Genomic DNA, 21,991 nt, shown 5'->3' with positions numbered 1-21,991 from the left:
ATGCGTCGAAACAGACCGACGCGACCGGGCACCTCCGGCAGGCCGACAAGATTAACGGCATTTGCGCGCAGATGAACGTGGCCTTACATGCTTTTACATGATGTAACGCATGATTCAGCCCTTTTTTACGGTGCGCCGACGCGGCTCTCCCCGCATTCCAACCGATGGGCGGCGGGTTTGCCCCAGTGCTACCATCGCTTAAAACCGGCGAACATGCCGGCCACTGCCGACGCATCCAAAAGATGCCGACGCAACCGAAGTTTTGGTGATCCCAGACCGGGTGGAGGAGACAGTTAATGAATGCCCCGCTAGACGCAGACCAACGCGCGTCGCTAGAAGCCGCGCTGAAGTCCGTCACGCTTGACGACAAATACACACTTGAGCGCGGTCGCGCGTACATGAGCGGCATCCAGGCCCTCGTGCGCCTGCCGATGCTCCAGCAGGAACGCGACCGCGCCGCCGGTCTCAATACGGCCGGCTTCATCTCCGGCTATCGCGGCTCGCCGCTCGGCGGCCTCGATCTGTCGCTCTGGAAAGCCAAGCAGCATCTGGCCGCCCACCAGATCGTCTTCCAGCCCGGCCTCAACGAAGATCTCGCCGCCACCGCCGTGTGGGGCTCGCAGCAGGTGAACCTGTACCCCGGCGCGAAGCACGACGGCGTGTTCGGCATGTGGTACGGCAAGGGCCCGGGCGTCGACCGCACCGGAGACGTCTTCAAGCACGCGAACTCGGCCGGCTCGTCGCAGCACGGCGGCGTGCTGGTGCTCGCCGGCGACGACCACGCGGCGAAATCGTCGACGCTCGCACACCAGTCCGAACACATCTTCAAGGCCTGCGGGCTGCCGGTGCTGTTCCCGTCCAACGTGCAGGAATATCTCGATTTCGGCCTGCACGGCTGGGCGATGAGCCGCTACTCGGGCCTGTGGGTCGCGCTCAAGTGCGTGACGGACGTGGTCGAATCGTCGGCATCGGTCGACATCGACCCGCATCGCACCGAGATCGTGCTGCCGACCGACTTCATCCTGCCGGAAGGCGGCCTGAACATCCGCTGGCCCGACCCGCCGCTCGTGCAGGAAGCGCGGCTGCTCGACTACAAGTGGTACGCGGCGCTCGCCTATGTACGCGCGAACAAGCTCGACCGGATCGAAATCGATTCGCCGAACGCGCGCTTCGGGATCATGACCGGCGGCAAGGCTTACCTCGACGTGCGCCAGGCGCTAACTGACCTCGGCCTCGACGACGAAACCTGCGCGCGGATCGGCATCCGGCTCTACAAGGTCGGCTGCGTGTGGCCGCTCGAAGCGCAGGGCGCCCAGGCGTTCGCGCGCGGCCTCGACGAAATCCTCGTCGTCGAGGAAAAGCGCCAGATCCTCGAATACGCGATCAAGGAAGAGCTGTACAACTGGCCCGACGGCCAGCGGCCGCGCGTGTTCGGCAAGTTCGACGAGAAGGACGGCGCCGGCGGCGAATGGTCGGTGCCGATGGGCAACTGGCTGCTGCCCGCGCACTACGAGCTGTCGCCCGCGATCATCGCGAAGGCGATCGCGACGCGCCTCGAGAAGTTCGAGCTGCCGTCCGACGTGCGCGCGCGCATCGCCGCGCGGCTCGCGGTGATCAACGCGAAGGAAATGGCGCTCGCGAAGCCGCACGTGCAGACCGAGCGCAAGCCGTGGTTCTGCTCGGGCTGCCCGCACAACACGTCGACCAACGTGCCGGAAGGCTCGCGTGCGATCGCCGGCATCGGCTGCCATTACATGACCGTGTGGATGGACCGCAACACGAGCACCTTCAGCCAGATGGGCGGCGAAGGCGTGCCGTGGATCGGCCAGGCGCCGTTCACGGACGAGAAGCACGTGTTCGCGAACCTCGGCGACGGCACCTATTTCCACTCGGGTCTGCTGGCGGTGCGCGCGGCGATCTCGTCGAAAGCGAACATCACCTACAAGATCCTCTACAACGACGCCGTCGCGATGACGGGCGGCCAGCCGGTCGACGGCGTGCTGACGGTGCCGCAGATCACGCACCAGCTCGCGTCGGAAGGCGCGAAGAAGATCGTGATCGTCACCGACGAGCCGGAGAAGTACGACAGCCAGAAGGCGCTGCTCGCGCCGGGCGTGCCGATCCATCATCGCGACCAGCTCGACGACGTGCAGCGCGAGCTGCGCGAGATCGAAGGCACGACGATCCTGATCTACGACCAGACCTGCGCGACCGAGAAGCGCCGCCGCCGCAAGCGCGGCACCTATCCGGACCCGGCCAAGCGCGTCGTGATCAACGACGCGGTGTGCGAAGGCTGCGGCGACTGCTCGGTGCAGTCGAACTGCCTGTCGGTCGAGCCGCTCGAAACCGAATTCGGCACGAAGCGCCAGATCAACCAGTCGAGCTGCAACAAGGACTTCTCGTGCGTGAAGGGCTTCTGCCCGAGCTTCGTCACGGTCGAGGGCGGCCAGTTGAAGAAGCCGAAAGCCGTGTCGGTCGACGGCAACGCACTGCCGCCCATTCCCGAACCGACGCTGCCGGACATCGACCGCGCATACGGCGTGCTCGTCACGGGCGTCGGCGGCACGGGCGTCGTCACGATCGGCGCGCTGCTCGGGATGGCCGCGCACCTGGAGAACAAGGGCGTGACCGTGCTCGACGTCACCGGCCTCGCGCAGAAGGGCGGCGCCGTGATGAGCCACGTGCAGATCTCGCACGCGCCGACCGACATCCACGCGACGCGGATCGCGATGGGCGAAGCCGACCTCGTGATCGGCTGCGACGCGATCGTCACGGCCGGCGACGAGTGCACGTCGCGGATGCGGCACGACACGACGCGCGTGGTCGTCAACAGCGCGCAGACGCCGACCGCCGAGTTCATCAAGAACCCGAACTGGGCGTTCCCGGGCCTGTCCGCCGAGAACGACATCCGCGCGGCGGCCGGTGAAGCGGTCGACTTCATCGACGCGAACCGCTTCGCGGTCGCGCTGCTCGGCGACGCGATCTACACGAACCCGTTCGTGCTCGGCTACGCATGGCAGAAAGGCTGGCTGCCGCTCACGCTCGCATCGCTCGAACGCGCGATCGAGCTGAATGCGGTGTCGGTCGAGAAGAACCGTGCGGCATTCGACTGGGGCCGCCGCGCCGCGTACGACCTGGCCAGCGTGAAGCAGGCCGCGGCCGGCGATGCACGCCCCGCGCAAGGCGCCACGGTGATCGCGCTGCACACGAAGAAGGCGGTCGACGCGCTGATCGCGAAGCGCGTGGAATTCCTCACCGCGTACCAGAACGCCGCGTATGCGGCGCGCTATGCTGCATTCGTCGACAAGGTGCGCGCCGCCGAGCGCGCACTGGCGGACGGCGACACGGTGCAGGAGCAGCTGACCGAAGCAGTCGCCCGCAACCTGTTCAAGCTGATGGCGTACAAGGACGAATACGAGGTCGCGCGGCTGCAGTCCGATCCCGCGTTCCTCGCGCGCCTGTCCGCGCAGTTCGAAGGCGACTGGAAGCTGAAATTCCACCTCGCGCCGCCGCTGTTCGCGAAGACGGACGCACACGGCCACCTGGTGAAGAAGGCGTACGGCCCGTGGATGATGACGGCCTTCCGCTGGCTCGCGAAGGCGAAGTTCCTGCGCGGCACGGGGCTCGACCCGTTCGGCCGCACCGAGGAACGCCGCTCCGAACGCGCGCTGATCGGCGAGTACGAAGCGCTGATCGACGAAGTGCTGGCCAGGCTGAACGCGGCCAACCGCCCGCTCGCCCTCGAGCTCGCGGCGCTGCCGGACGGCATTCGCGGCTACGGCCACGTGAAGGAGAACAACCTGCGCGCGGTACGCCAGAAGTGGAGCACGCTGCTCGCGAAGTGGCGGGCGCCGGCAGGCGGCCAGTCGCACCAGCAGGTCGCGTAACGCGCCGGCCGACGGGCGCGGGCATTCGCGGTTCGAACGCCCGCCCCGGCCGGCGATTCGCAATAAAAAAACGCCACGGAACGCAGGTTCCGTGGCGTTTTTCCTTGCGCCGCGCCTGAAGCGCGGCACACGCGGGCGTGGACTTACTTCGTGTTCACGTTCGCGGCGGCAACGGCCGTCATGTTGATGATCCGGCGCACGGTCGCAGCCGGCGTCAGGATGTGGACCGGCTTCGCCGCGCCGAGCAGGAACGGACCGACCGTCACGCCTTCGCCGCCGACCATCTTCAGCAGGTTGTACGCGATGTTCGCCGCTTCGACGTTCGGCATGATCAGCAGGTTCGCTTCACCCGCCAGCGTCGTGCCCGGGAACGCCTGCTTGCGGATCAGTTCCGACAGCGCTGCGTCGCCGTGCATTTCGCCGTCGACTTCCAGGTTCGGCGCACGTTCGACGATCAGCTTGCGGGCCTCGCCCATCCGGCGCGACGACGCCGACGGCGCGCTGCCGAAGTTCGAGTTCGACAGCAGCGCGGCCTTCGGCGCGATGCCGAAGCGCTCGATCTCGGCCGCGGCCTGGATCGTCATGTCGGCGAGCTGTTCGGCGCTCGGCAGCTCGTTCACGTACGTGTCGCACACGAACAGGTTGCGGCCCGGCAGCATCAGCAGGTTCATCGCGGCGAAGTGCTCGGCGCCCTTCGCGCGGCCCAGCACCTGCTCGATGAACTTCAGGTGGCTGTGGAACGTGTCGATCATCCCGCAGATCATCCCGTCCGCATCGCCCAGGTGCACGAGCATCGCGCCGATCAGCGTGTTGAACTTGCGCATCGCGGCCTTCGCGACTTCCGGCGTCACGCCGTCGCGCGCGCCGATCTCCTGATACGCCTGCCAGTAGCGGTGGTAGCGCGCATCGTCTTCCGGATCGACGATTTCGAAATCGGTGCCGGCCTTGAGCTTCGAGCCGATCTTCTGCAGGCGCATGTCGACGACCGACGGACGGCCGACGATGATCGGCTTCGCGATCTTTTCCTGCAGCACGAACTGCGCGGCGCGCAGCACGCGCTCGTCTTCACCTTCGGCAAACACGATGCGCGCCTGCTTCTGCTTCGCGGTCGCGAACACCGGGCGCATCACCATGCCGGTGCGGTAGACGGTCGCGCCGAGCTGCTCGCGGTAGGCGTCCATGTCCTGGATCGGACGGGTGGCGACGCCCGAATCCATCGCGGCTTGCGCAACGGCCGGCGCGATCTTGATGATCAGGCGCGGATCGAACGGCTTCGGAATCAGGTAGTCCGGCCCGAATTCGAGCGAGTGGCCTTCATACGCCTTCGCGACTTCCTCGCTCTGGTCGGTTTCTTCCGCCAGTTCGGCGATCGCGCGCACGCACGCGAGCTTCATTTCTTCCGTGATCGTCGTCGCGCCGACGTCGAGCGCGCCGCGGAAGATGAACGGGAAGCACAGCACGTTGTTGACCTGGTTCGGGTAGTCCGAACGGCCGGTCGCGACGATCGCGTCCGGGCGCACGGCCTTCGCGTCTTCCGGGCGGATTTCCGGTTCCGGGTTCGCGAGCGCCAGGATCAGCGGCTTGTCGCCCATCGTCTTGACCATGTCCTGCTTCAGCACGCCCGCGCTCGAGCAGCCGAGGAACACGTCCGCGCCGACGATCGCGTCAGCGAGCGTGCGTGCGTCGGTGGTCGCCGCATAGCGCTGCTTCGACGGATCGAGATTGCCGCGCCCTTCGTAGATCACGCCCTTCGAATCGGCGACGAGGATGTTCGACTTCGTCAGGCCGAGGTTGACCAGCAGGTCCAGGCACGCGATCGCTGCGGCGCCCGCGCCCGAGCACACGAGCTTCACTTCGGCGAGCTTCTTGCCGACGACCTTCAGGCCGTTCAGGATCGCGGCCGACGCGATGATCGCGGTGCCGTGCTGATCGTCGTGGAAGACGGGGATCTTCATGCGCTCGCGCAGCTTCTGCTCGATGTAGAAGCATTCCGGCGCCTTGATGTCCTCGAGGTTGATGCCGCCGAGCGTCGGCTCGAGCATCGCGATCGCCTCGACGAGCTTGTCGGGGTCGGATTCCGACAGTTCGATGTCGAACACGTCGATGCCCGCGAATTTCTTGAAGAGGCAGCCCTTGCCTTCCATCACCGGCTTCGCGGCGAGCGGGCCGATGTTGCCGAGGCCCAGCACGGCCGTGCCGTTCGTGATGACGCCGACGAGGTTGCCGCGCGACGTGTACTTCTGCGCATCGAGCGGATCGGCGTGGATCGCTTCGCACGCAGCGGCGACGCCCGGCGAATACGCGAGCGACAGGTCGAGCTGGTTCGACAGCGGCTTGGTCGGGGTGACCGAAATCTTGCCGGGTTTCGGGTTCTGGTGATAGGCGAGTGCGGCCTGCTTCAGTTGTTCGTCCATGATTGACCTGCGAGAGACATGCGAAATATTGACGGTTCAGTCCACAGCACCTTGGGCCGCGTCTGCTTGAATCGAGGGGATGGTCGACTGCGAGACGGCACGCAGCGCGCCGGGTCGGCACGCCATCGAACCTTGGCGGATGGCAAGAGGAAAGTACAAAGTACTGAACGATTTCTAAGGGTCGCCTAGTGTACACCCCCTAAATGACCTCCGTTGGTGCAGCGCCGCATCCTCCGCATCAGCGCAAGCGGTCCCGCCCCGTTTGTTTCGCCGGTGGCGAGCCGAGCGGTGAACCCGCGCGAATTCCGCCGAAAACCGGCCTGAATCGGGTAAAATAGCGGGCTACGCGCGCAGCGATGCGATTGGCCCTCCGATCGCGCCCCGGCCCCCAGGGCAGGTTCCCCTTGCTGCGCCACCGGGCCCGCGCCCGCTCTTCGCTCATCACCCAAGGAATGCCCATGACAGGCTACGATCGTCAGTCGATCTCGGATACGACCGCCAAAATCCTGCTCGAAGTGCAGGCAGTACACTTCAACGCAGAAAAACCGTTCATCTTCACGTCCGGCTGGGCAAGCCCCGTCTATATCGACTGCCGCAAGCTGATTTCGTATCCGCGCGTGCGCCGCGCGCTGATGGAAATGGCTGAAACGACGATCACGCGCGACATCGGCTTCGAGCAGATCGACGCTGTGGCGGGCGGCGAGACGGCCGGCATCCCGTTCGCGGCCTGGATCGCGGACCGGATGATGGTGCCGATGCAGTACGTGCGCAAGAAACCGAAGGGTTTCGGCCGCAACGCGCAGATCGAAGGCCATCTGGAAGAAGGCTCGCGCGTGCTGCTCGTGGAAGACCTGACGACCGACAGCCGCAGCAAGATCAACTTCGTCAATGCGCTGCGCACCGCGGGCGCGACGGTGAACCACTGCTTCGTGCTGTTCCACTACGACATCTTCAAGGAAAGCGTGTCGGTGCTGAAGGACATCGACGTCGACCTGCACGCGCTCGCCACGTGGTGGGACGTGCTGCGCGTCGCGAAGGCTTCGGGCTACTTCGAGACGAAGACGCTCGACGAAGTCGAGAAATTCCTGCACGCACCGGCCGAGTGGTCGGCGGCGCACGGCGGCGCGACGGCCCCGAAGGAATGACGCCGCGCCGGCCCGCAGGCCGGCGTCCTGGCTGAACAAGCCGCCCGCTTCATCGCGGGCGGTTTTTTTTCGTCCGCCGATTCGCGCAGCAAGCGATCGCGGCGATGGGTCGCGGTGTGCATCGCTCATCGAACCCTAATGCTAGACTTGACCCATCGTCGCCATCAGCTGCGCGGGCAACGCACAACGCCAACAACGCCGGAAGCATCGGTCCGGCCCACGTGACGGGAGAAGCGCCATATGCGTGTGGATCGCCGGATCACTCCGCCTGCGCCATCGGGTCGCCCGTCGCCGTTCCTTGCCGCCCTCCTCGCTCTCTTCGCCCACCTCGCCCTCCTTTATGCCGCTGCGTTTAGCGCCGTGCCCGCGCATGCAGAAGGCGCGTTCACCGTGACGAGCGACGACCTGACGCCGGGCGGGCGCGTCCGTGTCGCGAACGTGTTCGACCGCGGCGACTGCAAGGGCGGCAACCACTCGCCGCAGCTCGCGTGGCACAACCCGCCGCCCGGCACGCGCGGCTACGCGGTCACGATCTTCGATCCCGACGCGCCGGGGCACGGCTGGTGGCACTGGGCCGTGGCGGGCATTCCCGCGACGGTCACGAGCCTGCCCGCCGACGCGAGCGCGTCCGGCTTCCTGCGGCGCATCGGTGCAAGCGAAGCACGCAACGACTTCGGAATCGACGGTTACGGCGGCCCGTGCCCGCCGCCCGGCAAGCCGCACCGCTACGTGGTCACCGTCTACGCGCTGAAGGGCGACGACCTGCGCGTCGCGCAGGGGCGCCCCGCACCGATGTTCGAGCACGAGATCGGCACGCTGGCGATCGGCACCGCGCAACTCACGGTCAACTACGGGCAATAACGGGTGACGGGCACCCGGCGACGGGCATCGCCCCGTGCCGCGCGCCGCCGCGATCGCCTGCCGCCGCGCACTGGCGTACTCCGGGCGTATTCCGCGCCCGCGTGTTTTCCCGTCATTTCGGCTTGCTAGACTCGTCGTCACCGGTCGCGGCGCCACGCCGCGCATCCGTCGCGTCGCCGGCCGGCGACGCGTGACGCGGCGTGCCGCTGCGGCCGCCGTTCCCGTTCCTTTCCGGAGAACGCCTCATGTCGAACATCGTCATCGTCTATCACAGCGGCTACGGTCACACGCAGAAACTGGCCGAGGCCGTTCACGCGGGCGCGCAGGACGCCGGTGCGACCGTGCGCCTGCTCGCGGTCGGCGACGTCGACGACGCGGGCTGGGCCGCGCTCGACGCGGCCGACGCGATCGTCTTCGGGGCACCGACCTACATGGGCGGCCCGTCGGCGCAGTTCAAGCAATTCGCCGATGCAACGTCGAAAGCGTGGTTCACGCAGAAATGGAAGGACAAGATCGCCGCGGGCTTCACGAACTCCGCGACCATGAACGGCGACAAGTTCTCGACGATTCAATACTTCGTCACGCTGTCGATGCAGCATGGGATGGTGTGGGTCGGCACGAGCCTGATGCCGGCCAACTCGAAGGCGGCCACGCGCAACGACATCAACTACCTGGGCGGCTCGACGGGCCTGCTCGCGCAGTCGCCGGCGGATGCGACGCCCGACGAAGGCCCGCTGCCGGGCGACCTCGAAACCGGGAAGGCATTCGGCCGGCGGGTCGCGGAAGCGACGGCCCGCTGGGTTGCCGGCCGCGGCTGAGCACGCGCCGGCGAGCGCGCCGATGAACGTCAAAGGGACACAAGACGGCCCGCCGGCCGTCTTTTTTTCGACCCGCGCGATGCAGGCCCGCCGGATGACGTCTTAAAATGGCGGATTCAGGGCGCGGGCCCCGTTTCATTCAGTGAGAGCGAAATGAGCACCAAAGTTTTTGTCGACGGCCAGGAAGGCACGACCGGCCTCAAGATCTTCGAATACCTGTCGGCACGCAGCGACATCGAGATCCTGCGCATCGATGAAGCGAAGCGCAAGGACGTCGAGGAGCGCCGCCGCCTGATCAACGCGTCGGACGTCACGTTCCTGTGCCTGCCGGATGTCGCGTCGCGCGAATCGGCGTCGCTCGTCGAGAACCCGAACACGACGCTGATCGACGCGAGCACCGCGTTCCGCACCAGCGCCGACTGGGCCTACGGCCTGCCGGAACTGACCCGCGCGCAGCGCGAGAAGATTCGCACGTCGAAGCGCATCGCGGTGCCGGGCTGCCATGCATCGGCCTTCGTGCTCGCGATGCGTCCGCTCGTCGATGCGGGCATCGTCGCACCGACGTTCGCCGCGCACAGCTACTCAATCACCGGCTACAGCGGCGGCGGCAAGTCGATGATCGCCGACTACGAAAGCGCGGCGCCGGGCGGCAAGCTCGCGAGCCCGCGCCCGTACGCGCTTGGCCTCACGCACAAGCACCTGCCGGAAATGGCCGCGCACACGGGCCTCGCGAACCCGCCGATCTTCACGCCGATCGTCGGCCCGTTCCTGAAGGGCCTCGCGGTGACGACCTACTTCACGCCCGGGCAGCTCGCGAAACGCGCGACGCCGCAGGACGTGCAGCGCGTGTTCGCCGAGTACTACGCGGACGAAGCCTTCGTGCGCGTCGCGCCGTTCGATGCGGACGCGAACCTCGACGGCGGCTTCTTCGACGTGCAGGCGAACAACGACACGAACCGTGTCGACCTGTTCGTGTTCGGCAACGAAGAGCGCTTCGTCACGGTCGCGCGCCTCGACAACCTCGGCAAGGGCGCATCGGGCGCCGCGATCCAGTGCATGAACCTGAACATCGGCGCGGCCGAGGATGCGGGTCTCAAACGCTGATTCAACATCGCATGCAATGCAAAGCCGGCCACTGGCCGGCTTTTTATTTACCGGTATCACGCAATATATAAAAAAATTACCGATCGCGCATTTACAAATATTTACAAGCTTTCGATTGCGCGATTACCAGTGAATTAATTCCGCCCCCTCTTTATCCAGTCAATCCCGAATAGGGATAAACCGGATACCGGCTGCTTTAAACGCTGCCGTTATACGCAGGAAGGCTCCTCGCCGGCCTGTCCGGCGTCGCACATTCCCCACTCCGGCAGCTTCAGGCAGCCTGTCGCACGTTTTAATTCTTACTGAATACCCTGTCGGACAAGGATTCAAAACACGATGCCCGTTTCAATCGCCTTTTTTAGACGGGTTCATCAATTGACAGCAAAAATCCAGGCAGCGACATTAGCTCGCACAATTAAACGATTGGAGACAGCGGCATGTCGCACGCCTTATCGAAGGGGGTGGCAACGGCCTTTGCCATTGCCCCTTTCCTGGTTGCCTGTGGTGGGGGGGACGGCGGCGCACCCGCGCCGATCAATGCGCCCCAATGTTCCGGATCGAGCTGCGGCACGCAAGGGCCGCCGCCTTCACAGCCCGTCAACGGCGCGCTGTGCCCGGCCAACGCGGACATCGTGAAGAGCACGTACCTCGGCGGCGCCGGTAGCGGCGAGATCGTCAGCGTCAACATCGACGCCGTGGCGATGACCTACACGCTCAAGTGGCTCGAATCGCCGATTCCGCTCGCGACCGGCACGGTGACGCCGAGCCGCGCCGGCACGACGATCACCGGTGCGGTCATGCACCCGCCGACCGGCACGCTGCCGACCGCCGAGCAGACGCGCTGCGCGTTCATCCTGACGCCGGGCACGGGCAAGGCACCGAGCGGCGCCACGTATTCGACGGCCGCCGACTTCAACCAGGCGAACCCGCCGATGCTGCTGGTCGGGATGGGCGTCGCGGGCGGCGGCATTCCCGGTGCGACGATCCAGTACGACGGACTGACGATCGCCATCGGGCCGATCGTGGTGGCCAAGGACGTCGGCAAGGTGCCGAACCGTCACTTCGACTTCTATCCGTTCCTCGGCTTCGCGAACACGACGACCGACCTGTCGAAGCTGCCGGGCACGTACAACGCGCTGATCTACCACCTGGTGCCGTCGGGCGACTACGCGACGAAAGGCACGAACTCGAGCGAGACGTTCGATGCGAACGGCGCGTGCACGTCGAGCGGCTCGGGCGGCTGCCAGACGACCGGCGACCCGTGGAAGACGAGCGCGAACGGCGGCTACTTCGACAGCACGAAGGCGCCGCAGACGCTGCCGCAGACGCAATTGCCGATCGTCGGCGCGACCGGCAAGTCGGCCACCGCGCATATGGTCATCGGCCAGCTCAACGGCGCGACGGTGCCGGTGATCGTACGCACGGGCAACGTGAACCTCGGCACGCCGCCGCTGCATACCGACGCGCAGGTCGACGACGAATCGGGCATCGCGGTGCTCGGCGCGGCAACGGCGATCCAGTCGGGCGCGATCGACGGCGGCTACGCGGGCGCGGACTCGAACTTCAAGTACACGGCGGCCCTGATCCGCGGCAGCAACGCGTCGTTCATCAACCCGAGCACGCAGGTCGAGGAAGACGGCTTCACGCTCGACTACGGCCAGGCGACGCCGGGCCTGCTGAACGCGACGACGACACCGCCGAGCGGCGCGTCCTACCCGTCCGCAACTGGCGTGGTGATCGCGACGGGCGGGCTGTACGCGGCGCTGATCCAGGGCACGGTGAACGGCGGCGTCACGTCGACGTCGGCGAACTCGACGACTTCGTCGACACCGTACTTCGGCGTGGGCGCGCAGATCAGCAAGTAGCGGACGAGGACGCGACGGCGCGCTGACCGCCGTCGCGTGACGCACGAGCGCGCGGCACGGCGCAGGCAGGACGAGCACAAGCAACAGAAGCGGCCGACAGGGAGCTGGCCGCCGCACAAGACAAATCTGGAGGAGCAACATGAAGCGCAACCTCATTCTGGCGGCGGCCCTTGCCGCCCCCCTTCTCTCTGCCTGCGGCGGCAGCGGCAGCGGCGGCGACAATCCGCCCCCGCTCGTCGAAGACCGGCTCTGCCCTGCGTCGCTCGACTACACCACCGTGTTTACGGGCGGCGCGGGCAGCGGCGAGCTCGCCAAGGTCCAGCTCGACACGACCAAGATGACCTGGCAGGTCACCTATGTCGAATCACCGGTTCCGCAAACGACCGGCACCGTCGTGCCGACCCGCGCGGGCACCGTCGACAGCGGCACGCTCACGCAGGAAACGCTGCTGCCGACCAACAAGCTGAACCAGTGCGCATTCCGCCTGAACGGCGCGAGCCTCGATCCGTCGCGCCCGGCGCGCATCTTCGTCGGCATGGGCGTCGCGGGCGGCACGATTCCCGGCAAGGAGATCCAGTTCAACGGCGTGCTCGGCCAGGCCGCGGTGCCCGACACGAAATTCCCGTACTACCCGTTCATCGGCTTCTCGTCGATCGAAACCGACATCACGAAGGTGGCGGGCACGTACAGTCACACGGGCTTCGGTGAAGTGCCGTCGCAGAACTTCGCGCCGGCATCGATCGACGCGAAGGTGACGATCAACGCCGACGGCACCTGGACCAAGTGCGACTCGACCGGCCAGTTCGCCGGCGGCGCGTGCACGCAGCGAGGCACGAACTTCGTGCAGTCGGCGGACGGCAGCGGCGCGTTCCAGTCGAACAACTATGCGAGCCAGCTGAAACCGACGCTGTCGGCGACGCCGCAGGGCAAGGCCTTCATGATCGTCGGCAAGCTGCGCAACCAGCTCGTGCCGATCCTCGTGCGCACCGGGGTGGCGAACCCGAACCCGACGCCCGACAGCAACGGGGTGCCGGGCCTCACCGCCGACGACGAATCGAGCATCTCGATCCTCGCGCCGCAGACGACGGTCGCGGTCGGCTCGCAGAACGGCGAGTACATCGGCGTGGACAGCCAGTTCGACTACCGCACCACGGCGCTGGCGAACAACCAGGCGACGCTGCTCGATCCGTTCAACGCGTCGCAGGCCTCGCTCGCGACCGCGCTCGATCTCGACTACACGCAGAAGGTGCCGGGCACGGTCACGACGATCCACACGGGTGCCAGCAGCACGACGCCGACCGGCAAGTTCATCTTCACGGGTGGCGTGTTCGGGTTCCTCGACAACGCAGGATCGACGCCGTATTTCACGATCGGCGCGTTCGTCCAGTAAGCGGAGGGGAATGCCGTGATGAAGAGAACCTTACGCTGCGCGGCGGCCGGCGCCGCCGTGCTGGCGCCGCTCGCCGCGCACGCGCAGAGCGCCGGCAGCAACGTCGTCACGCTGGGCTGGTTCCACGTGATGCCGCAGCAGAGCAGCACGCCGATGACGACCAACGTCGCACCGACACCGATCAACACGCCGCTGCGGCTGCCGCCGTCGTTCACGTCGCCGGGCACCGGGCTGCACACGAGCGGCGCCGACACCGTCGGCCTGACGGTCAGCCACTTCCTGACCGACCACATCGCGGTCACGTCGGTGGCCGGCGTGCCGCCGGTGTTCAAGGTGTCGGGCCAGGGCACGATCAAGCCGCCCGGCCCGGCCGGCGCGCTCGGCACGCAGAACATCGGGCTCGCGTCGGTCAACCCGATCGTGAAGAGCGTGCGGCAGTGGAGCCCGGCCGTGCTGTTGCAGTACTACTTCGGGCAGGCCACCGCGAAATTCCGGCCGTTCCTCGGCCTCGGCGTGTCGTACAACTGGTTCAGCGACCTTCAGCTCAACACGAACTTCATCAAGCAGACCCAGGACAACCTCGGCGCGATTCTCGCGGCGGGCGCGGGCAAGCCGGGTACGACATCGGTGGAGGCGAAGGCGTCGTCGTCATGGCAGCCGGTGTTCAACGCCGGCCTGCAGTACAACATGACCGAGCATTTCGGGCTGATCGCGTCGGTGACGTACATCCCGCTGAAGACGACGTCGACGGTGACGATCAAGGCGGCCGACGGCACGGTGCTCTCGGAATCGAAATCGGACCTGAAGGCCGACCCGATCATCAGCTACGTCGGGATGACGTACAAGTTCTGAGCGCCGCGACGGACGACGCATGGCATGCCGCGGCAAAATCGCAGGCAAAAAAAAGCCCGCCTAAGAGGCGGGCTGAATCCATATCAGAGGAGACATGGAGGAGACAGGAGCAATTCTAGCGAATCGGTTTCCGCAATGCAACATTTCCGTAGAGAAAATACGGACTTTCCCTCGAATACCGACTCTAGATCGCCTTCACTGCATCTGACCCCACCCTGTTTTCCCGGTCGAGCACTTCGCCGAGCGCATCGCGCAGCAGCGCGACGGGCCGCACCAGCCGGCCCGGCAGCGCGCCGTGCACGATCCACACGTTGATCCGCGTCTCCAGTCCCGCCGTTTCCACCACCCTCAGCGCATCGCGGTGCGCGCTGCGCGCCAGCGCGTTCGGCGCGGCGATGCCGATGCCCGCGCCGCGCGCGACGAGCGACAGCTGCAGCTCCGAGCCGAATGCCTCGACCGCGACGTCGAACGGCAGCCCGGCCGCGCCGAGCGTGCGGCTCAGCGCCGAACGCATCCCGCAGCCGTCCTGGCTCAGCACCCACGGAAAACGCGACAGCGTGTCGATCGACAACGGGCCGTCGGGCAGCGGAAAGTCGCGCGCGGCGACGAGCACCGTCGGCTGGGTGCCGAGCAGCGTCGACGTGAACGTATCGGGCAGTACCGAACTCGCCGGCACCATCACGGCCGCGACGTCGAGCGTGCCGCGCTCGACGCCCTGCATCAGCGCCGGCGACCAGCCGGCCGTCACGCGCAGCGTGAGGCGCCCGAACGCGTCGCGCAGCCGGTCGATCGGCTGCTCGAGCGCCAGCTCGGACAGGAACGGCGGCACGCCGATGCGCAGCTCGCCGGACGGCTCGCTGTCCGGCGCGCCCGCCGCCATCAGCTCGTCGACCGCGCCCAGCACGTTGCGCGCGAGCGCGTAGACGTCGCGCCCGGCGGCAGTCGGCTTCAGCGGCTTGCTTTGCCGTTCGAGCAGCGGCATGCCGAGCAGCGTTTCGAGATTCTGCACGCGCCGCGTCAGGCCCGGCTGCGTCAGGTGGAGCTTCGCGGCCGCGGCGACCATCGACCCGCTGTCGACCACCGCGACGAACGCCTGGAGATCACGCGTATTCAAAACAAACTCGCATAATCATGTTAGAGATATTTCAATTGTCGCATAAACATCGGGCACCTACGATGGGGACTCCTTCGAACCACTCGCCAGGCTTCCGATGAACTGCCCCGCCAACCCTTGCCCCGCCGCCGTCCGCACGGCCGAAAGCACGCCCGCCGGCACGCCGCCCGCGTTGAGCGCGGGCATGACGCTGTTCTTCGCCGCGACGGTTGGCGTGATCGTGATGGATCTGTTCGCCGCGCAACCGCTGACGGGCCCGATCAGTGCCGATCTGCATCTGCCGCCCGGCCTTGCCGGCCTCGTCGCGATGCTGCCGCAGCTCGGCTACGCGGCCGGGCTCGTGCTGCTCGTGCTGCTCGTGCCGCTCGTCGACCTGCTCGAGAACCGCCGCCTGATCGTCGCGACGCTGGCCGCATGCGCGGCTGCACTCGCGCTGCCCGCGTTCACGCGGTCGGGCACCGTGTTCCTGCTCGCCACCCTCGTGGCCGGTGGCGCGTCGAGCGTGATCCAGATGCTCGTGCCGATGGCCGCGGCGATGGCGCCCGAGGCGCAGCGCGGCCGCGCGGTCGGCAACGTGATGAGCGGGCTGATGCTCGGCATCCTGCTGTCGCGGCCGCTCGCGAGCCTGATTGCGGGCTCGGCCGGCTGGCGCGGCTTCTATCTGCTGGCCGCGCTTGCGAACGCTGCCATCGCCGTCGTGCTGGCCCTGCGCCTGCCGTCGCGCACGCCGTCGATCACGGCCGGCTACCGCGCGCTGCTCGCGTCGATGGGGCGCCTGCTGGCCGACGAGCCGGTGCTGCGCCGGCATGCGCTGTCGGCCGCGCTCGCGATGGCCGCGTTCAGCGCATTCTGGACCGCGGTCGGGCTGCGGCTCGCGCAGCCGCCGTTCGGCCTCGACCTGCACGGGATCGCATGGTTCGCGTTCGCCGGCGCGAGCGGCGCGATCGTCACGCCGCTCGCGGGCCGTGCCGGCGACCGCGGCCTGGGGCCGGCCGCGCAGCGGATCGCGCACGGCGCGATGCTCGTGGCGCTCGCCCTGCTCGGGATCGCGGGTGCCGGCTGGTTCGGATTCGACGCGCACGCGCATCGCGGCCTCGCGCTCGCGCTGCTGGCCGGCGGCGCGGCGCTGCTCGACGCGGGCGTGATCGTCGACCAGACGATCGGCCGCCGCGCGATCAACCTGCTGAACCCGGCCGCGCGCGGCCGCCTGAACGGGCTGTTCGTCGGGCTGTTCTTCATCGGCGGCGCGCTCGGCGCGGCGCTCGCCGGCAGTGCGTGGGCGTGGGGCGGATGGAGCGCGGTGTGCGGCGTCGGGTTCGCGTTCGCCGGCGCGGCCGCCGTCTTCGGGCTCTCGGCCGGACGCGACGCCGGCGCAGCGGCGTTGACTCGCCCGCGCGCGTGAATCGAGCCCCCAAAAGCGGAACGCCCCGCCCTCTGGCGAGGGACGGGGCGTTCGGCGTACCGGCGTCGGATCGAAATCAGTGACGGACCAGCGCCATCATCGCACCGAAACCGACGAACAGCCCGCCCGTCAGCCGGTTGAAGATCTTCGCAACGCTCTGGCTCTTCAGCGTCGCGCCGATGCGCGTGCCGAACGACGCGTAGACGAGATACCAGCTCACCTCGATCACCGCGAACGTGACGACGAGAATGCCGAATTGCGGCAGCGTCGGCTCGGCCGCATTGATGAACTGCGGCAGCAGCGCGGCCGCGAACAGGATCGCCTTCGGGTTGCTGCCCGCGACCAGGAAACCGTTGCGGAACAGCACCCCGCGCGATGCCGGCGTGGCCTGGCGCGACACGGTTTCGACGTCGGCGGCAGGCTGCTCGTCGTCCACGCGTGCGCGCCACGCCTTCACGCCGAGGTAGATCAGGTAGGCCGCGCCCGCGAAGCGCAACGTGTTGAACATCGCCGGCCAAGCCTCGAGCACGGCCCCGAGGCCCGCCGCCGACACCGACAGCATCAGCACCAGCGCGGAGAGGCAGCCTGCCATCGTCCATGCCGAACGGCGCAGCCCGTGGCGCGCGCCGTGCGTCATCACCAGCAGCATGTTCGGGCCCGGAATCGCCGACACGACGAACACCGTCGCCACGAAAAGCCACCACGTATGCAAGTTCATGACCGCCTCTGCCTCGATGCAAGGAAAACGAAACGTCGATTATGCCGGTGCGCCCGACTTCTGTCGCGGGCGGATCAGCGGCCCGCGCGGCGCAGCGCGACTTCGCCGAGCACCGCGAAATCCTGTTCGCCGCCGCCGTGCGCAAGCGCGTCGAGCAGGTTGTCGCGCACGACGCTCGCCACCGGCAGCGGCACCGACACGGCGTCGCCGGCTTCCAGCGCCAGGCGAACGTCCTTCAGCCCGAGGCGCGCCTTGAAGCGCGCAGGCTCGTAGCGCCGCTCGGCGATCATCGAGCCGTAACCCTCGTAGACGGGCCCCGGAAACACGCTGCCGGTGATCACGTCGAGGAAGTCGCGCATCGCGACGCCGTGTGCGCCCAGCAGCGCGGACGCCTCGCCGAGCGTCTCGATCGCCGACGCGAGCGTGAAGTTCGCGGCGATCTTCGCGACGTTCGCGTGCTGCGGCAGCGAACCGAACCGCCAGGTCTTCTGGCCGATCGCGTCGAACAGCGGCTGCACGCGGTCGATCGCCTCGGCCGGGCCGCCCGCCATGATCGTCAGGCGTGCGGCGGCCGCGACATCGGGGCGCCCCATCACCGGCGCGGCGACGTAATGGATGCCGCGCGACGCATGCGCGTGCGCGAGCGATTCGGCCAGCGCGACCGACACCGTCGCCATGTTGACGTGGATCAGGCCGCGCGGCGCCTGCGCGAGCAGCGTTTCGTCGAAGATCTCGCGCGCGGCGGCATCGTCGGCCAGCATCGAGAACACCGCGTCGCCGCGAAACGCGTCGGCCGGCGTGTCGACGATCTGCGCGCCGACCGCGGCCAGCGGCTCGGCGCGCTCGCGCGACCGGTTCCAGACCCGCACCGTGTGTCCGGCCTTCAGCAGGTTCGTCGCGATTGCCTGCCCCATTTCGCCCAGCCCGATAAATCCGAGATCCATTTCCCGCTCCTTCGCTCCGTGAAGCGGGGAGTTAAACACAGATGCGGGGCGCCTGCAGGGCACGCGGCCGGCCATGCGCGGTGCCATACTGCGCGCATGGCGACCGCGACCTTCCGCTTCCACGACGAACTGAACGCCTTTCTCCCGCGCGCGCAGCGCGACCGCGCGTTCAGGCACGCCTGCGCGCGCGATGCGACGGTGAAGCACGCGATCGAGGCGCTCGGCGTCCCGCATACCGAAATCGGCCGGCTGTGCATCAACGACGTGCCGGCCGCGCTCGACCGGCCGCTCGACGACGGCGACCGGGTCGAAGCCTTTCCGGAGCGCGCGCAACCGGCAGCCCGCGGAGTCGCCGCGCCGCCGCCGGCGCAATGGCGCTTCGTCGCCGACGCGCATCTCGGCGGCCTCGCGCAACTGCTGCGCCTCGCGGGCTTCGACACCTGCTACGACAACCACTACCGCGACGACGAACTGGCGGCGCTCGCCGCGCGCGAGGGCCGGATCGTGCTGACCCGCGACCGCGAGCTGCTCAAGCGGCGTGCGGTCGAGCGCGGCTGCTACCTGCACGCGCTGCAGCCGGCCGACCAGCTGCGCGAACTGTTCGAGCGGCTCGATCTGGCGCCGCACATGCGCCCGTTCCGGTTATGCCTGCGCTGCAATGCACCGCTGCATCCGCTCGACGCGGCCGCCGCCGCGCCGCGCGTGCCGGCCGGCGTCCGGCAGCGGCACCGGCGCTTCGCCGCGTGCGACGTGTGCCGGCGCGTGTTCTGGGAAGGCTCGCACTGGCGGCGCATGCGCACGGTCGTCGACGCGATGTGCGCGCCGCCGCCCGTCCGGGTCGACGAACCGGGGGAATCGAGCCCCTGAAAAAACAAAACCCCGCATGCCGGAGCATGCGGGGTTGGCCGACCGATGGCCGGCAACGCCGGCCGTGGCGGCAAGCCGCTCAGTTCTGCGCGCCTGCGTCGTTCGTGCCGGCGGCCGATGCGGCTGCAGCCTTCGCCTGGCCCTTCTTCGAACCGTGGTGCTTCAGCTGGTGCTTCGGCTTGCTGTGATCCTTCTTGGCGGGTGCGGCAGCCGACGTGTCGCCAGCCGGTGCCGATGCTGCTTCCTGTGCGAATGCCGAAACCGATGCGAGCGCGAATGCTGCAGCGATGATCGAAGCGAGCGTCTTCTTCATTGTTCTTCCTTTAGCGGAGAAAAAATCAAACGTACCGGTAAGTAAAGATGCGAGGCATTCGCATCGGAGCCCCAGGCCGCGAGGCCGGCTTCCGCCGTTCCGTCGCGACAAAACCTGACGCACTGGTTCCATAACGCACCGCATTCGCGACGAGTTGACACGTTGCTTGCACCCTTCGGGTTTCCCCGGAGGCGTACCCGTATTTCCCTGTCCGTGACCGGTTCGGCCGCCGCAGCCGCGGCGCCGCGAACGCGCTCGCACGCCGCCGAGGCGACGCTTATACTGGCGTCCATCCGTCCCTTTCCCCGGAAACCGGATCGCGGCCGGCCCCGATACCGACACAGGGCCGCCGCCGTCTCGAGGCGCTCAAATTGCCCGATCACAATCTGGACAAACTGAAAATCGACCGGCGTCCGCTCGCATCGGCGCCCCGCCCGCGCCGGTGGCCCCGCTATGCGGCCGCCGCCGCGATCGTGGTCGTCGCGATCGCCGCCGGCCTCGCGCTGACCGGCCGGCCGGCCGTCGACACCACCACCGTCACGTCCGCCTACCCGTACCAGAACGACACGCAGCTCAATGCGACCGGCTACGTCGTGCCGCAGCGCAAGGCCGCGGTCGCGTCGAAAGGCCAGGGGCGCGTCGAATGGCTCGGCGTGCTGGAAGGCACGCGCGTGAAGAAGGACGAAATCATCGCGCGTCTCGAAAGCCGCGACGTCGAGGCGTCGCTCTCGCAGGCGCTCGCCCAGGTGAAGGTCGCCCGCGCGAACCTCGGCGTGCAGCAGGCCGAGCTGAAGGACGCCGAAATCGCGCTGCGCCGCACCGCGGCGCTTGCACCGAAGGGCGCCGTGCCGGCCGCGCAGCTCGACATCGATACGGCCCGCGTGAACAAGGCGCGCGCATCGCTCAGCAGCGGCGAGGCCGCGATCGCGTCCGCCGACGCCAACGCGCAGGCCGCGCAGGTCGCGGTCGACCAGACGGTGATCCGCGCGCCGTTCGACGGCATCGTGCTCGCGAAACACGCGAACGTCGGCGACAACATCACGCCGTTCTCGTCCGCGTCGGACAGCAAGGGCGCGGTCGTGACGATCGCCGACATGGACACGCTCGAGGTCGAGGCCGACGTCGCCGAATCGAACATCGCGAAGATCCGCGCCGAGCAGCCGTGCGAGATCCAGCTCGATGCGCTGCCCGACATGCGCTTCGCGGGCCGCGTGTCGCGCATTGTGCCGACCGTCGACCGCTCGAAGGCCACCGTGCTCGTGAAGGTGCGCTTCGTCGACCGCGACGAGCGCGTGCTGCCCGACATGAGCGCGAAGATCGCGTTCCTGTCGAAGCCGGTGTCGGCACAGGACCGGCAGCCCGTGACGGCCGTGCAGGCGAGCGCGGTGGTCGAGCGCGACGGCCGGCCGGTCGTGTTCGTCGTGAAGGACGACGTCGTGCATGCAACGGCCGTGACCGCCGGCATGCGGATCGGCGAGCTCGTCGCGATCCGCGGCGTGAAGCCCGGCGACACGGTCGTGCTCGCGCCGGGCACGAAGCTCAAGGACGGCGCGAAAGTGACCGTCGCGAAGAAGTAACGCACGCGTGAACGACGCCCCGCCGCCCCTCGTCGAGCTCAGCCACGTCGCGAAGTCGTACCGGCGCGGCAACCAGATCGTGCCGGTGCTGACCGACATCACGCTCGACATCGGCGAAGGCGACTTCGTCGCGCTGATGGGGCCGTCCGGCTCCGGCAAGAGCACGCTGCTGAACCTCGTGGCCGGCATCGACCGGCCCGACAGCGGCGAGCTGCGCGTGGGCGGGCTCGACATCTCGCTGCTCGCGGAGGCGCAACTGGCCGAATGGCGCGCGGCGAACGTCGGCTTCATCTTCCAGTTCTACAACCTGATGCCGGTGCTCACCGCGTTCGAGAACGTCGAGCTGCCGCTGATGCTCACGCACCTGTCGCGCCGCGAGCGGCGCGAGCGCGTCGAGCTCGTGCTCGACATGGTGAACCTCGGCGACCGCACGAGCCACTACCCGTCCGAGCTGTCGGGCGGCCAGCAGCAGCGCGTCGCGATCGCGCGCGCGCTGATCACCGACCCCGTGCTGATCGTCGCAGACGAGCCGACCGGCGACCTCGACCGCGCGTCGGCCACCGACGTGCTCGCGATGCTGCAGCGGATGAACGCCGAGCTCGGCAAGACGATCATCATGGTGACTCACGACGCGCACGCGGCCGGCGCCGCGCGCTCGCTCGTGCACCTGGAAAAAGGGGAGCTGATCGATGGGCACGCCGGCTGACCGGCTGCGGGTGC

Annotated in this window: 17 protein-coding genes; 12 read left to right on the top strand and 5 right to left on the bottom strand. The window is 67.9% G+C overall.

Features of this window, described 5'->3' with window-relative positions; all coding sequences use genetic code 11:
* Positions 1–296 precede the first annotated feature (296 nt).
* Positions 297–3,887, top strand: coding sequence for an indolepyruvate ferredoxin oxidoreductase family protein (locus tag VK92_RS05500; protein ID WP_048025344.1), 3,591 nt, complete (start codon positions 297–299; stop codon positions 3,885–3,887).
* Between the two features lie 143 nt (positions 3,888–4,030).
* Here VK92_RS05500 and VK92_RS05495 read toward each other — a convergent pair whose 3' ends face one another.
* Positions 4,031–6,301 carry an NADP-dependent malic enzyme gene (locus tag VK92_RS05495; RefSeq protein WP_048025343.1) on the bottom strand — a complete coding sequence of 757 codons (2,271 nt, stop codon included), beginning with the start codon at positions 6,299–6,301 and terminating at the stop codon, positions 4,031–4,033.
* Positions 6,302–6,759: 458 nt separating this feature from the next.
* Here VK92_RS05495 and VK92_RS05490 point away from each other — a divergent pair, with 458 nt between their 5' ends.
* From VK92_RS05490 to VK92_RS05460, 7 genes are all read left to right on the top strand, one after another.
* Positions 6,760–7,446: an orotate phosphoribosyltransferase gene (locus VK92_RS05490; RefSeq protein ID WP_011546659.1), complete on the top strand. Its 687-nt coding sequence runs from the start codon at positions 6,760–6,762 to the stop codon at positions 7,444–7,446.
* A gap of 240 nt (positions 7,447–7,686) precedes the next feature.
* Positions 7,687–8,307, top strand: a complete 621-nt coding sequence (locus tag VK92_RS05485) for a YbhB/YbcL family Raf kinase inhibitor-like protein (protein WP_048025342.1) — start codon at positions 7,687–7,689, stop codon at positions 8,305–8,307.
* Positions 8,308–8,552: 245 nt separating this feature from the next.
* Positions 8,553–9,125 (top strand): flavodoxin family protein, encoded by a 573-nt coding sequence (locus VK92_RS05480; protein WP_021158582.1) that lies wholly within the window; start codon positions 8,553–8,555, stop codon positions 9,123–9,125.
* Positions 9,126–9,278: 153 nt separating this feature from the next.
* Positions 9,279–10,229 carry an N-acetyl-gamma-glutamyl-phosphate reductase gene (gene argC / locus VK92_RS05475; protein ID WP_021158583.1) on the top strand — a complete coding sequence of 317 codons (951 nt, stop codon included), beginning with the start codon at positions 9,279–9,281 and terminating at the stop codon, positions 10,227–10,229.
* A 437-nt stretch (positions 10,230–10,666) separates the two neighbouring features.
* Entirely contained in the window at positions 10,667–12,094 is a 1,428-nt protein-coding gene (locus VK92_RS05470; protein ID WP_048025341.1) for a DUF2957 domain-containing protein, read from the top strand.
* 139 nt (positions 12,095–12,233) lie between these two features.
* Positions 12,234–13,484: a DUF2957 domain-containing protein gene (locus VK92_RS05465; protein ID WP_048025340.1), complete on the top strand. Its 1,251-nt coding sequence runs from the start codon at positions 12,234–12,236 to the stop codon at positions 13,482–13,484.
* 18 nt (positions 13,485–13,502) lie between these two features.
* Positions 13,503–14,336 carry an OmpW/AlkL family protein gene (locus VK92_RS05460; protein WP_042974143.1) on the top strand — a complete coding sequence of 278 codons (834 nt, stop codon included), beginning with the start codon at positions 13,503–13,505 and terminating at the stop codon, positions 14,334–14,336.
* 184 nt (positions 14,337–14,520) lie between these two features.
* On the opposite strand, the gene VK92_RS05455 is transcribed toward VK92_RS05460, so the two are convergent.
* On the bottom strand, positions 14,521–15,450 hold the full coding sequence (locus VK92_RS05455; RefSeq protein ID WP_021158589.1) for a LysR family transcriptional regulator: 930 nt from the start codon (positions 15,448–15,450) through the stop codon (positions 14,521–14,523).
* Positions 15,451–15,547: 97 nt separating this feature from the next.
* On the opposite strand from VK92_RS05455, the gene VK92_RS05450 reads away from it, so the two are divergent.
* Positions 15,548–16,852, top strand: coding sequence for an MFS transporter (locus VK92_RS05450; RefSeq protein ID WP_048025339.1), 1,305 nt, complete (start codon positions 15,548–15,550; stop codon positions 16,850–16,852).
* 76 nt (positions 16,853–16,928) lie between these two features.
* On the opposite strand, the gene VK92_RS05445 is transcribed toward VK92_RS05450, so the two are convergent.
* Both VK92_RS05445 and VK92_RS05440 read right to left on the bottom strand, forming a co-directional pair.
* Positions 16,929–17,570 carry a LysE family translocator gene (locus VK92_RS05445; RefSeq protein WP_021158591.1) on the bottom strand — a complete coding sequence of 214 codons (642 nt, stop codon included), beginning with the start codon at positions 17,568–17,570 and terminating at the stop codon, positions 16,929–16,931.
* A 74-nt stretch (positions 17,571–17,644) separates the two neighbouring features.
* Positions 17,645–18,589 (bottom strand): NAD(P)-dependent oxidoreductase, encoded by a 945-nt coding sequence (locus tag VK92_RS05440; protein ID WP_225723200.1) that lies wholly within the window; start codon positions 18,587–18,589, stop codon positions 17,645–17,647.
* Positions 18,590–18,610: 21 nt separating this feature from the next.
* Here VK92_RS05440 and VK92_RS05435 point away from each other — a divergent pair, with 21 nt between their 5' ends.
* A complete protein-coding gene (locus tag VK92_RS05435) occupies positions 18,611–19,381 on the top strand; it encodes a Mut7-C RNAse domain-containing protein (RefSeq protein ID WP_048025337.1) in 771 nt (256 codons plus the stop codon).
* Between the two features lie 79 nt (positions 19,382–19,460).
* Here the strand turns inward: VK92_RS05435 and VK92_RS05430 are convergent, their stop codons facing one another.
* Entirely contained in the window at positions 19,461–19,694 is a 234-nt protein-coding gene (locus tag VK92_RS05430; RefSeq protein WP_021158594.1) for a hypothetical protein, read from the bottom strand.
* Between the two features lie 371 nt (positions 19,695–20,065).
* Here VK92_RS05430 and VK92_RS05425 point away from each other — a divergent pair, with 371 nt between their 5' ends.
* On the top strand, positions 20,066–21,271 hold the full coding sequence (locus VK92_RS05425; protein WP_048025336.1) for an efflux RND transporter periplasmic adaptor subunit: 1,206 nt from the start codon (positions 20,066–20,068) through the stop codon (positions 21,269–21,271).
* Positions 21,272–21,278: 7 nt separating this feature from the next.
* Positions 21,279–21,977: an ABC transporter ATP-binding protein gene (locus VK92_RS05420; RefSeq protein WP_027788609.1), complete on the top strand. Its 699-nt coding sequence runs from the start codon at positions 21,279–21,281 to the stop codon at positions 21,975–21,977.
* Positions 21,978–21,991: the final 14 nt, after the last annotated feature.

The sequence above is a fragment of the Burkholderia sp. LK4 genome, assembly GCF_001043615.1.
Classification (GTDB): Bacteria; Pseudomonadota; Gammaproteobacteria; order Burkholderiales; family Burkholderiaceae; genus Burkholderia; species Burkholderia cepacia.
This window is presented reverse-complemented; position numbering and strand designations above follow the sequence as displayed.

Coding starts and splice junctions, on each gene's coding strand:
- VK92_RS05465 (WP_048025340.1), top strand. CDS start 12,234: ATGAAGCGCAACCTCATTCTGGCGGCGGCCCTTGCCGCCCCCCTTCTC.
- argC (WP_021158583.1), top strand. CDS start 9,279: ATGAGCACCAAAGTTTTTGTCGACGGCCAGGAAGGCACGACCGGCCTC.
- VK92_RS05495 (WP_048025343.1), bottom strand. CDS start 6,301: ATGGACGAACAACTGAAGCAGGCCGCACTCGCCTATCACCAGAACCCG.
- VK92_RS05430 (WP_021158594.1), bottom strand. CDS start 19,694: ATGAAGAAGACGCTCGCTTCGATCATCGCTGCAGCATTCGCGCTCGCA.
- VK92_RS05460 (WP_042974143.1), top strand. CDS start 13,503: ATGAAGAGAACCTTACGCTGCGCGGCGGCCGGCGCCGCCGTGCTGGCG.
- VK92_RS05435 (WP_048025337.1), top strand. CDS start 18,611: ATGGCGACCGCGACCTTCCGCTTCCACGACGAACTGAACGCCTTTCTC.
- VK92_RS05500 (WP_048025344.1), top strand. CDS start 297: ATGAATGCCCCGCTAGACGCAGACCAACGCGCGTCGCTAGAAGCCGCG.
- VK92_RS05470 (WP_048025341.1), top strand. CDS start 10,667: ATGTCGCACGCCTTATCGAAGGGGGTGGCAACGGCCTTTGCCATTGCC.
- VK92_RS05490 (WP_011546659.1), top strand. CDS start 6,760: ATGACAGGCTACGATCGTCAGTCGATCTCGGATACGACCGCCAAAATC.
- VK92_RS05440 (WP_225723200.1), bottom strand. CDS start 18,589: ATGGCCGGCCGCGTGCCCTGCAGGCGCCCCGCATCTGTGTTTAACTCC.
- VK92_RS05485 (WP_048025342.1), top strand. CDS start 7,687: ATGCGTGTGGATCGCCGGATCACTCCGCCTGCGCCATCGGGTCGCCCG.
- VK92_RS05480 (WP_021158582.1), top strand. CDS start 8,553: ATGTCGAACATCGTCATCGTCTATCACAGCGGCTACGGTCACACGCAG.
- VK92_RS05445 (WP_021158591.1), bottom strand. CDS start 17,570: ATGAACTTGCATACGTGGTGGCTTTTCGTGGCGACGGTGTTCGTCGTG.
- VK92_RS05450 (WP_048025339.1), top strand. CDS start 15,548: ATGAACTGCCCCGCCAACCCTTGCCCCGCCGCCGTCCGCACGGCCGAA.